This is a genomic window from Ruegeria sp. BHSA163 (genome assembly GCF_059613365.1).
In genome coordinates this window covers 1-10,710 of the sequence record NZ_JBXWSJ010000088.1, presented here as the reverse complement: position 1 = coordinate 10,710, position 10,710 = coordinate 1, and the positions used below count along the sequence as shown (strand labels likewise).

14 protein-coding genes and 1 tRNA gene are annotated in these 10,710 nt (G+C 53.9%); 5 read left to right on the top strand and 10 right to left on the bottom strand.

All coding sequences use genetic code 11. The features are described from left to right. The coding region (locus AC2FNV_RS22385) for a DUF302 domain-containing protein (protein ID WP_496774558.1) at nucleotides 1-232 on the bottom strand (232 nt) is incomplete at its 3' end. 118 nt (nucleotides 233-350) lie between these two features. On the opposite strand from AC2FNV_RS22385, the gene hisF reads away from it, so the two are divergent. From hisF to AC2FNV_RS22370, 3 genes are all read left to right on the top strand, one after another. Next, a complete protein-coding gene (gene hisF, locus AC2FNV_RS22380; protein WP_170608117.1) occupies nucleotides 351-1,112 on the top strand; it encodes an imidazole glycerol phosphate synthase subunit HisF in 762 nt (253 codons plus the stop codon). Then, nucleotides 1,109-1,426: a phosphoribosyl-ATP diphosphatase gene (locus tag AC2FNV_RS22375; RefSeq protein WP_170608119.1), complete on the top strand. Its 318-nt coding sequence runs from the start codon at nucleotides 1,109-1,111 to the stop codon at nucleotides 1,424-1,426. The genes hisF and AC2FNV_RS22375 overlap by 4 nt, the downstream gene beginning before the upstream one ends. Before the next feature lie 85 nt (nucleotides 1,427-1,511). Continuing rightward, a complete protein-coding gene (locus tag AC2FNV_RS22370; protein WP_170608121.1) occupies nucleotides 1,512-2,087 on the top strand; it encodes a hypothetical protein in 576 nt (191 codons plus the stop codon). Between the two features lie 4 nt (nucleotides 2,088-2,091). Here AC2FNV_RS22370 and AC2FNV_RS22365 read toward each other — a convergent pair whose 3' ends face one another. The 4 genes from AC2FNV_RS22365 to rlmB form a co-directional block, all read right to left on the bottom strand. Then, a complete protein-coding gene (locus tag AC2FNV_RS22365) occupies nucleotides 2,092-2,562 on the bottom strand; it encodes a CoA-binding protein (RefSeq protein WP_170478795.1) in 471 nt (156 codons plus the stop codon). 198 nt (nucleotides 2,563-2,760) lie between these two features. Beyond that, on the bottom strand, nucleotides 2,761-3,213 hold the full coding sequence (locus AC2FNV_RS22360) for a YHS domain-containing (seleno)protein (protein ID WP_254442631.1): 453 nt from the start codon (nucleotides 3,211-3,213) through the stop codon (nucleotides 2,761-2,763). A 104-nt stretch (nucleotides 3,214-3,317) separates the two neighbouring features. After that, a complete protein-coding gene (locus AC2FNV_RS22355; protein ID WP_170479041.1) occupies nucleotides 3,318-3,590 on the bottom strand; it encodes a hypothetical protein in 273 nt (90 codons plus the stop codon). Between the two features lie 12 nt (nucleotides 3,591-3,602). Beyond that, complete coding sequence (gene rlmB / locus AC2FNV_RS22350; protein ID WP_170608124.1) at nucleotides 3,603-4,376, bottom strand: 23S rRNA (guanosine(2251)-2'-O)-methyltransferase RlmB; 774 nt, start codon at nucleotides 4,374-4,376, stop codon at nucleotides 3,603-3,605. Between the two features lie 115 nt (nucleotides 4,377-4,491). Between rlmB and AC2FNV_RS22345 the strand changes: the two genes are divergently transcribed. Beyond that, nucleotides 4,492-4,575: transfer RNA gene (locus AC2FNV_RS22345), tRNA-Tyr, on the top strand. A 168-nt stretch (nucleotides 4,576-4,743) separates the two neighbouring features. Here the strand turns inward: AC2FNV_RS22345 and AC2FNV_RS22340 are convergent. From AC2FNV_RS22340 to AC2FNV_RS22325, 4 genes are all read right to left on the bottom strand, one after another. Next, entirely contained in the window at nucleotides 4,744-6,366 is a 1,623-nt protein-coding gene (locus tag AC2FNV_RS22340) for a recombinase family protein (protein ID WP_170608125.1), read from the bottom strand. 1 nt (nucleotide 6,367) lies between these two features. Beyond that, a complete protein-coding gene (locus tag AC2FNV_RS22335) occupies nucleotides 6,368-6,808 on the bottom strand; it encodes a DUF2924 domain-containing protein (protein WP_170608126.1) in 441 nt (146 codons plus the stop codon). Continuing rightward, nucleotides 6,805-7,077 (bottom strand): DUF3489 domain-containing protein, encoded by a 273-nt coding sequence (locus AC2FNV_RS22330; RefSeq protein WP_170608127.1) that lies wholly within the window; start codon nucleotides 7,075-7,077, stop codon nucleotides 6,805-6,807. Before AC2FNV_RS22330 ends, AC2FNV_RS22335 begins: the two co-directional genes overlap by 4 nt. A 196-nt stretch (nucleotides 7,078-7,273) precedes the next feature. Next, on the bottom strand, nucleotides 7,274-7,906 hold the full coding sequence (locus AC2FNV_RS22325; protein ID WP_170608129.1) for a tyrosine-type recombinase/integrase: 633 nt from the start codon (nucleotides 7,904-7,906) through the stop codon (nucleotides 7,274-7,276). A 366-nt stretch (nucleotides 7,907-8,272) separates the two neighbouring features. Here AC2FNV_RS22325 and AC2FNV_RS22320 point away from each other — a divergent pair, with 366 nt between their 5' ends. Beyond that, on the top strand, nucleotides 8,273-10,117 hold the full coding sequence (locus AC2FNV_RS22320; RefSeq protein WP_170474138.1) for an adenylate/guanylate cyclase domain-containing protein: 1,845 nt from the start codon (nucleotides 8,273-8,275) through the stop codon (nucleotides 10,115-10,117). A 187-nt stretch (nucleotides 10,118-10,304) separates the two neighbouring features. On the opposite strand, the gene AC2FNV_RS22315 is transcribed toward AC2FNV_RS22320, so the two are convergent. Beyond that, a partial coding sequence (locus AC2FNV_RS22315; protein ID WP_496774554.1) for a lectin-like protein occupies nucleotides 10,305-10,710 on the bottom strand: 406 nt, incomplete at its 5' end.

Sequence of the window (10,710 nt, the reverse complement as noted above, 5' to 3'; positions counted from 1 at the left end):
GATTGCCGAAAATCAAAACTTGGTTGGCAGGAATCGACATTCCGACTTTTTCCGCTCCTGCAGCATGATCCACCCGGGCAAACACCGTGGCGCCAGCGTTATTCACGGCTGCTTCAAGGGCGTCCATCGCCTCGGTTACAGACTTGTCTGTGCCAACCTTTTTGATGTCGTCAGCAAGGGCCGTTACTGCATTCCCCAACGTCAGAAAAACAGCCAAAATCACACTGCGCATTTTGTTATCCTTTCGCTAAAATTTACTCAAAATTTCACAGGTCTTAGCCAATCTACAATCACAAGTCTGGCATCGGCGAGGCTTTGCCGTTATTGGTGCGCCAGCAAAGGACGCAGACATGCTGAAAACACGTATCATCCCTTGTCTCGATGTCGCAGACGGCCGAGTAGTCAAGGGTGTCAACTTCGTCGGCTTGCGCGATGCGGGCGATCCGGTGGAGTCAGCCAAAGCTTATGATGCTGCGGGCGCAGACGAAATCTGTTTTCTGGATATCCACGCCACTCATGAAAACAGGGGCACAATGTTCGACGTGGTACGACAAACTGCTGAACAGTGTTTTGTGCCACTAACAGTCGGTGGCGGTGTACGGACCAAGGAAGACGTGAGGGCCCTGCTGCTCGCGGGTGCCGATAAGGTTAGTTTTAATTCGGCCGCAGTAGCAAATCCCGACGTGATTGCAGAGGCCACGGACCAGTTTGGCAGCCAATGCATTGTCTGTGCCATTGATGCCAAGACAGTCGGCCCGGGCAAGTGGGAAATATTCACCCATGGCGGACGCAAGCCGACGGGTATTGACGCTGTCGCATTCGCCAAAGAGGTAGCGGCCAAGGGAGCAGGAGAAATCCTGCTGACTTCCATGGATCGCGACGGCACTAAGTCCGGGTTCAATCTGCCTTTGACGCGCGCCATTTCCGACGCAGTTGATATACCAGTGATCGCCTCAGGCGGCGTCGGCAATCTGGATCATCTTGTGGAGGGCGTCACCAAGGGTCGGGCGAGCGCGGTATTGGCAGCCTCGATCTTTCATTTCGGGGAATATACAATACGGGAAGCCAAAGAATACATGGCCGCCGCAGGCATACCAATGAGGCTGAAATGAGCATTCTTAACGATTTGGCCGCGACCATCGAGGCGCGAAAAGGCGCTGACCCCAAATCAAGCTGGACAGCACAACTTCTGGCGAAAGGGCCTGAAAAATGCGCCGAGAAATTCGGTGAAGAGGCGATCGAAGCCATCATCGAAGCCATCAAAGGCGACCGTGATAATCTAACTAGTGAAGCTGCGGACGTGTTGTATCATTTGTTGGTTATGCTTGCGTCGCGGGATGTTTCACTGGACGACGTTTTGGCTGAACTGAGCCTCCGACAAGGCACCAGCGGAGTTACGGAAAGAGCGTCTCGATCGCAGCGGTAACGTGCCGGGTTTCGTCAATCAACTTAACGTCTTATAGTGCCGATCCTAAGCGCCCGAAACACAGGACAGATCAAAGGACGAGGGAATGATCAAACCTCTTGCCCATGTGCTGACAATGCTTGCATTGCTGGCCCTTACCGCATGTTCTACGCCTCGTCCGGCCAATGAAGGCGATGTGCAAAAGCTTGCCATCGAGATTCAGGCGCTTGGGCCTGAAATTGATCCGCAGGAAGCACAACGCGCGGCCAGAGTCGCCTACGCCTATACTGCTCAGCTTGCGCAGGAATATCAGATCACTGATCCGCCTCTCATTCATAACGCCAAAGTTAACAAAGGCCTACGTCCCCGTGGTCTGTGCTGGCACTGGGCCGAGGATATCGAAAGGCGCCTCAGGCAGGAAAACTTTGAGACGCTGACAATGCATCGCGCTATCGCAAATGCGGATAACCCGTTCCGAATAGATCACAGCACAGCAATCATCAGTCGTAGGGGAGACTCGATGTACCAAGGGGTCATCTTGGACCCCTGGCGTTATGGGGGAGAATTATTCTGGGCTCCTCTGGCAGAAGACTCCCGCTACGAATGGGTGCCACGCGAAGTTGTACTGGAAAAACGGCGGCTGGACCAAGTAGCCCGACTTGCGCCGCTGGTCATTGAGTAAAAGTTTATAGTTTCGAAGAGATCACGCCGGTTGCGAACCCACCCATTCGAAGTTCCCCGAACAGTCGTTGATATTCAATTTTGGGACAGTGGTTCATAATAACATCGACCCCACGTTCGCGAGCTGTATCCGCAGCTTCTGGGTGACTTATACCAATTTGCATCCAGATCGTTCTTAAATGTTGGAAGCAGGCCAGCGCCTCGTCCACAATAGGCGGGACTGCTTCGGACCTCCGAAAAATGTCCACCATGTCTACAGGCTGAGATATGTCCGACAATGCCCCTTGCACTGTTTGACCGAATAGTTTCTTTCCCGCATGGCCTGGGTTTACCGGAATTACTGTGTAACCTTTTAGCGATAGATACCGCGCTACGTAGTAACTCGGCCGAACCGGGTTCATCGAAACACCGACCATAGCTATGGTTTTTGTGCGTTGCAGGACCCGTTTTAAAAACTCATCGGAATAATTTGTCATACCAAGACACTACGCGTTGCCATTTCAAGAAAAAAGCGCTCAGGAGGTTCCTGAGCGCTAGTTGTTGGAACGAGGGACAGTGAAATGACCCGCGGCAGTTCCGTTCCGCGGTCACTGTGACATTTAAGCACGAGTTTGGTAAAAAAAAGAGGGTGCGCGCATTTTTGTGATGACAAGCCGCGAATGGCGAAAAAACGCCTACCCCTGATACAGGACGGCGGGCCAGTGTTGGTCAGCCTGGCGGATATACCTTCCTACATTCTTTGCCCAAACTTTTTCAACCTTGGCAGAGTGAGTCAGATACAAGCGGCCATCAATGATTTTCCAAGCTTTCGGGTCAGAACTCAGCAATTCTCCCTTGGCCATGGCATAGGCGCAATACCCGCCATATTGAGGCGCAAAAGCACGAGGATTGCGCTCAAAACGGTCAAGATTTACCAAAGAATCAAAACGCCATTCAGCGCCTTTCCACATCAGCGAAAACCGCTTTTGCCCGATAACCGGTCCGGAAGTCCGGAAATAGGACACGGCATCATAGCCCGATACAGCGTATCCGTTACCGGCAAAAAACATAGGAAGAGTTTTAGCCCGCACCATGGGTGTAATTATCGAGCAAAACATTCCGGCAAGAAAAACTCTTCGTGGCAGCATATGCAAATCTTAGGCTTCTTATTGAAGGCTCTAACATGCCTGCATTACGAACTTACCGAAACCCCACCTGACAGGGTTGTGAACATCTGTGCCAACTTGGAGAGTTAGTCGAAGACATCCTCGATCACATCCCAAGCTTCATCCAGCACCCGCGAAAACAGGCCCTTTTTCTTTTTCTTAGGCTTTCGATGCCCTTTCTTTTGAAGATCCTGTCGCGTCGAAGCTTTCGCTAGTTTGGCTTTAGGCATCATCTTTAAGTCGTGCAAAGGCGCGCCGCAGCTGGCGCAGCTCAGCTCATGCTGTTTCTTGCCTCGCAGCACAAGGGCAGCTCGGGTACCGCAATAGCAGCAGGTAGCAATTTTATGAGGAGCGGAAATGGCGGCCTCCTATTAACCGTTTAACGACGTATATAGGGAAATTGCGGCGGCATTTGAGACATTCAATGATCCAAAACCACCGGCCGCGTCAATTTTGACCAATTGGTCGACGGTCTCTTTTGTTTTTTGCCTCAGGCCCGGCCCCTCGGCACCTAATACAAGCGCGATGGGAAGGTCGCGTTTTCCTTCCAAGGCCGCCTCGATTGTCTGTTCGGCTTCTCCGTCTAACCCCAACACAAAAAAACCCATTTCCTGCAATTTCACAATTGCGTCAGCAAGGTTGCGTACCCGTAAGTAGGGTTGCCGCTCTAACGCTCCACTGGCAGTTTTCGCCAACGCCCCCGTTTCAGGAGCAGAATGGTGACGCGTCCCGATAACAGCGCTGGCCCCCAGCACTTCGGCTGAACGCAATATTGCGCCGACATTGTGCGGGTCTGTTACACGATCCAATAGCAATACCCGGGGGGTTTCTTGGCCAATACAGTTTTCAGCCAGCCCTCCCCAATCCAAGGGTTTAACTTCGAGTGCCGCACCTTGATGTACCGATGCCGGATCAATCGGCGCAGTGAACTTGCGAGGATCAGCCATTTCTGCATCGATGCCGGCGATCGCAATTGCCTCAGTCAGCTTGTCCCGCGCGTTCCGAGTCACGATCAGGCGCAGTTTCTGGCGCTTTGGATTCATTAGGGCATCACGCACGGCGTGCAATCCGAACAACCAGACAGTTTCTGAGGCGGCGGCCTTTCGTGCCTGTTCCTTCTCGACTACCCATTTGGGTTTCTTCATTTCTGGGCCTCCGGGCCGGGAAATACGTTTCATGCGTCTCAGCGGAATTTTCCTGTTGACGCTTCTTAGGCGCGCTAGTAATCACGCCTCCACGTCAGGTGCAACGCCTGATCGTGGGCGACAGGCCGCAAGGTGTGGCAGGGGACTGTAACTCCCTCGCGGAGACGCACGCCTGGTTCGATTCCAGGGTCGCCCACCACTCAACCTCTCCGACATACCGGTTCTTGGACCTGTCGTAAATTGTGCCGACAGTTCAAAGTCTTGCGTGACTATCGGTCAAACGGAGACATGTGAAGGGAGACATTCTGGGCCCAATTCGGCCACCAGTCTCTGCCGGGCAAATTCGTCTTACGAGTTTTGCGAAGGCTTAAAGCGTCGCGATAAGCGCGCGCTGGTCATCCCACGAGATTGGAAGCCTATGGGTCATTATCCAGGTCGACGTGAGCCCCATCGGCTGCTTGCCTGCCAGAATGTCGCGCGTGATATCCGGCGCATGGAAGGCAAATTCAAGCACCTGTTGCACGCGCCTCCGAGTGGTCCCTTCGCTATCGGCGATTTCGGCAATAGTCTTGCCCGCCTTGATCTGCTCTAGCCAGGCATGGCCCCGTGCCACGTTGGCGATCAACACGTCGTCTCGCCTTGCCGATGGTGCATCCATGGCAAACCGGATCTCGACACCACGCCGTTTCAGTGTGAATGGTGCGTCGAAGGTCGTGTCGAAGGGTTCGAAGAGTTCACGTTCGATGCCCAGGCTGCATGCCACGGCAGCAACATCCATCTCGATGCACATGCGCGCGTCATTGAGCGTGACGGATGTGACGGCGCCAAGCATCCAGCTCTGATCGTCAAGTGTTGCAGCCATCGCTTTGTGTGCATCCGGGTCAGGCAGCCGCGACGTCAATTGTTCGGCACAGGATTTGAGATGCCGTTGAAGTGCCGTGCCAACAACCCTTTCCAACTCTTCGGCTGGCAACCGCCACCCCCTGCCCTTCGCGTCTTCCTTTTTGCCAGCGATCAGGTCGTGCGAGATGTAGTAGCGGTACCGCTTACCCTTCTTGTTCGCATGACTGGGAGATAGCCGACCACCCCTCTCGTCGAAGAGCTTGCCTGCGAGCGGCGATGGGGCTGTCTTCCGGGACCGAGGCCCCCGAGGGTTCACTGAATTCTCTTTCAGCATTGCCTGAACACAATCCCATCGTGCCGGTTCAATGATGGCCGGATGCTGCCCCTCGTAGGCTTTGCCGTTGTGGGGGATGCGACCAGCATAAATGGGGCTGGTCAGGATGTGATGAATGTGGCCCCGGGAGAGCACATTGCCCCCGCGCCAGTCCCCAGATCTGGTTTTCCGTCGCCGTGACCGTATGCCTGCGCGTTCTGCCTCACGGGTGACAACATTGAGTGCGCGATGGGTCTCGTAGAGATCGTAAAGGGAACGGATGGACTTGGCTTCGTACTCGTTGATCTTCAACGCCCGGCCCTCTGCGTCATAGCCAAGCGGCACACCACCGCCCATCCAAAGGCCCTTCCTCTTTGAAGCCGCGATTTTATCCCGAATGCGCTCCGCCGTGACTTCGCGTTCGAATTGGGCAAAGGAAAGAAGTACATTCAGTGTCAATCTTCCCATGCTGGTGCCGGTGTTGAAGCTTTGGGTCACCGAGACGAACGAAGCCTCGGCCTTGTCCAGCCGATCCACCAGTCGTGCGAAGTCTGCCAACGACCGGGTCAGGCGGTCAATCTTGTAAACCACGATCTGGTCCACTTGTTTCTCGTCGATATCCTGCATCAGCCGTTGAAGTGCGGGACGATTCATATGACCACCGGAGATGCCACTGTCGTCATACGCACGGTCAATAAGTTCCCAGCCTTCGTGGCGTTGGCTGGCGATATAGGCTTGGCAGGCCTCCCTCTGGGCATCGAGCGAGTTGAAGTCCTGCTCCAGCCCCTCCTCGGTGGACTTGCGGGTATAGATGGCGCAGCGGATCCGGCGCATGTCAGGTACCGCGATTTTTTGTTAGACCGAAGAACCGCGGGCCGCTCCATTTGGCCCCAGTGATGTGCCGCGCAATCGCCGATAGAGATGTGTAGGTCCTGCCCTCCAGGACATAGCCGTCCGCAGTCACCTCCACCCGGTACGTCCGCCCATTCCATTCCCGGACCAGAACCGCCCCATCACCGATGACTGGACCGGGTTTGGGCAATCCGCGGCTGTTCAGGGCCGCACGAAGCAATCGTCGAGTGGCCGCTGTGTGCCCACCGAGTTTGCGGCACTGCAGGTCATGGGCCAGGACGCGCCGCATAAATTGGATGGTTAGATGCTTCGGCGGCATTGCCTTGAAGGCCTTCCGCCACCTTACCTCGCAATCAGATCGTTCCAACCCTGTGATCTCGTTCAACTGGCCCAGGAGATTACCTGGCCTAGCTGGTCCGTTCATTTGCCCGCTGCCCGCTTGACAATCCGGTAGATCGAGCCGTTCCGACCGGATCGTCGCTCGATTGCTTCCCCCGCTTTGCGCAGCCCTGAGATGGCCGCCCGGGCTGTGTGCGGTTGCCAACCGAAAATCTCCTGAAGCTCTGCGATGGACGCGCCCGACGTGCGTCTCAGTAGTTTGCGGAGCTGCTCGGGACGCGAAGAGTACGCTTTAAGTGTATATTGAAGAGGCTTGGAATCTTTTGGTTTATTCGTCTCGGCAGTTCGAACCATTTTCTTCTCCACTCAAGTGGCACCGGCCAATCCGGCGCCTTGTACTGAGTGGAGCCCGGTTATCCGGGCGGAGGACAAAAGTAGATCGGCGACGTCAGTGACGCTCGACTTGCCGGTGAAGTCCAGTGGAAAGTCACAGAACCGGCGAAGACTACTGGTAGAGGACGGCGAACGGCGGTTACCGTCCGCCCAACTCTCAAATGTCGATCTTTTCAGCGATACTCAGCGCGTCTTCCAACTCAACGCCAAGATATCGAACTGTGCTATCGACCTTGGTGTGGCCGAGCAAAAGCTGCACCGCGCGCAGATTGCCGGTTTTCCGGTAGATCAGTGCCGCTTTGGTGCGTCTCAGGGAATGCGTGCCGTAACCGCTTGGATCCAGACCAATCGCCGACACCCAATCGCGCACCAGGCGCGCGTACTGTCGTGTCGATATATGCGGTCTTTCGTGGAAACGGCTTGGGAAAAGAAAAGTGCATCCAAGCATCTCCGGGCAACATACCCAGGTCCAGATGGACTCGCGCGTGTTCTCCGAAACCTCGAATTGGACCGGCCGCTGGGTCTTGCTCTGGACAACCGTCACGCGTTCGCGGACCCGATCACCAATCACAAGATCAGCGACATTCAAACGAACGAGGTCGCAGCCTCGCAGCTTGCTATCGATCGCAAGATTGAAGAGTGCCAGGTCCCTGAGATTGCCAGAGAGTTCAAGCCGGGCGCGGACGGCCCAAACCTGCTTCGCGAGAAGCGGGCGTTTCTGACCGATAAGGCGCCCCTTGTTCCACGGCGGGCGTTTCGGTGTGGCAGCAGGAAGTTGAATCATGGACATTGGTTGTCCTCCATCCTTCCCCCCCTCTCCAGGCACCGACACCGTGTCGACCGACTGACTGTATCAAGGAGCCAAATGGCAGGTTTCGTCGGCACACCCGACGTTCGCGACGCGCGCAGCGAATGCCTGCAGAGAGCCCAAAGCGGACGTTCAAACAAACTTTGGATATGGGTGTAACTGTCGTAACCTTCAGCGAACGTTGCGTTCGGCTGAAGCCAATGTCGGCGTTGGGCCTTAAGATAAATAGCCGGTATCGGTGGAAACAACGTGTTTCAAAGTGAATAATAGCACTCCGAATGCGTTTCTGGGCGCTGTCCGTGATCATTTCGGTGATAAGCTCGAATTAATCGGAGATGAAGAGAACCAATGGAAAGACGCCTAGCTGCCATACTCGCCGCGGACGTAGTCGGCTACAGCCGTTTGATGGGCGCAAACGAAGTCGCCACCTTGGCTGAGATGCAAGAAATTCTCGCCAAAGTATTCGATGAAGAAATCGACAAAGCTGGCGGCCGCATCGTAAAGCTTATGGGGGACGGCATTCTTGCGGAGTTCGCAAGCGTTGTAAGCGCGTTGGAATCCGCGCTCGTCATTCAAGAGGCAATGGCCAAAAGAAACATAGGCGTTCCAGAAGATCGGCAGATCCATTTCCGTATCGGCATCAACATGGGCGACGTGCTCTTTGAGGGCGGAGATATATTCGGCGACGGCGTCAATATCGCGGCCCGCATCGAAGCGCTGGCTCAACCCGGCTGCATTGCCGTTTCTGGGATCGTTCGCGATCAGGTAGGTAACAAGATCGGTATCACTTTTGATGCCGCAGGCGAACAGCTGCTGAAGAACATCGATAACGCAGTTCCAGTTTTTCACGTTCGCCCTCAAACTGGTGATGTTCAGCCTGCAATAGTAAGTGCTTCTAGCCATCCCACAATCGCGGTTCTTCCCTTTGAGAACATGAGTGGTGACCTCGAACAAGAGTATTTTGCTGACGGTATCACTGAAGATTTGATCACGGATCTTTCAAAGCTTTCGGGTCTCTTTGTAGTTAGTCGAAACTCAGCTTTTGTATACAAAGGCCGACCGTCGAAACTGCAGGATGTCGCTCGAGACTTGGGCGTACGCAATATTCTTGAAGGCAGTGTTCGAAAATCTGGTAACCGCCTCCGCATTACAGCGCAATTAATCGACGGTGTAACTGGCGGGCACCTTTGGGCAGAACGCTATGACCGTGACCTATCTGACATTTTTGCCCTACAGGACGAGATAACAAATATAATAATTGATCAATTGCAGGTTCGGCTTTTTGACTCTGATATCGCTGAAAGTGCACCTACGGAAAGTGTGGATGCCTACAATCTTTATTTAAAGGGGCGACGCTACTTTCATATGCGTGCCAGAAATTATCTTGAAAAGGCACGTACGCTTTTTCTTGAAGCAGTGCAGCACGACCCTGACTACGCCCGCGCTTACGTGGGGTTGGCTGAATGCGAAGCAAGGCTCAACGATTGGCACGGCACGAATTTCCCCTCTGAAGATATTGTCAGCATGGCTCAACGCGCCATTAAGCTAGATCCAAACTTGGCAGAAGCACACGCCTCCCTCGGACTGGCTTCGCAGATTGTCGGAAAGAATGAGGCCGCGGTCACAGCCTATCGCAGGGCGCTGTCGCTTGATCCACTTTGTTATGATGCGCACCATAATTTTGCCCGCTATCATCGCGGTCAACTGGATCATAAGCAGAGCGCCTATCATTTTACACGAGCCCTTGAAATCAAGCCTGACGATTATCGGTCACCACTTCTACTTCTTGCCGACCTCACCGAACTCGGACGGTTCGACGAACGTGACCTTTACCTCAACATGGGTCTTAAACGGGCTGAAGAAGCGGTAGAACGAAATCCCGACAACCCTGATCCACTCGAATTATCAGCGTCCGTTTTGGCTAGCCTTGGAAGGATTGATGAGGCACGCGCGTGGTTGAGTCGAGCTCTTTCAATGGAATCCCACAGCTATTCGACAGATGGATACAACGTGGCCTGCGTTTATGCTTTGATCGGTGAAACCGAAGAAGCATTAGATTGCCTTGAGAAGGTTTATCCGAGTCTTGGCCCCGTTCAACGAGACTGGATGCGAAATGATCCAGATTTCCTCTCTCTTCGCAGTCATCCTCGGTTCCAATTGTTGTTGGACACCGCACCAAAGACGGACGCCTAGGCTTTCGGTAAGTCCATTATCAATTCATGGCACTTAACCCCACCATGCTGTGATGCCGAAGGCATTGCGAGCCTGTAGCAGACCTTAGCGCATTGCAACGTTGGGTCTGCTATCTGATCCTTTGCGGGCATCTGACAAAATCACTCAGATGACCGCGTTTAGCCCAAGTCGGACCTGATGTCGCATTCTATTCAATCTCGACAATGAATGCGGTGTGGGAGCCGCGACCATCGTTCCAATAATTTGGGTCGCGTGTGTGCTCGGGAACGCCGAAAAAGTGGGCATATCCTTCGTTGCCTTTGTAATTGTTGGGTTCGCCCTTTGACCACCGCGTATATGTCAGTGGTTCACCTGTTATCCAAACCCAACCGCCAGATGGCTCGTTGCTGCCAGGTAGTTGATAAAGCCCGAAAGCTGGGCCCTGTATATTTCCACTGCTACCTTTGCGAAAATAGCGTTTATCATTCTTAATAAGGTTGTAAATGAACTGGTTTTCTCTGGCGTTGCCGATTGTTGCCAAGTGTCCTCCCATCTCATTTGCGAACTCGCTTGAAGTAAAAAAATCCTTTCTGGACGACCGCACTGCCAGGTAC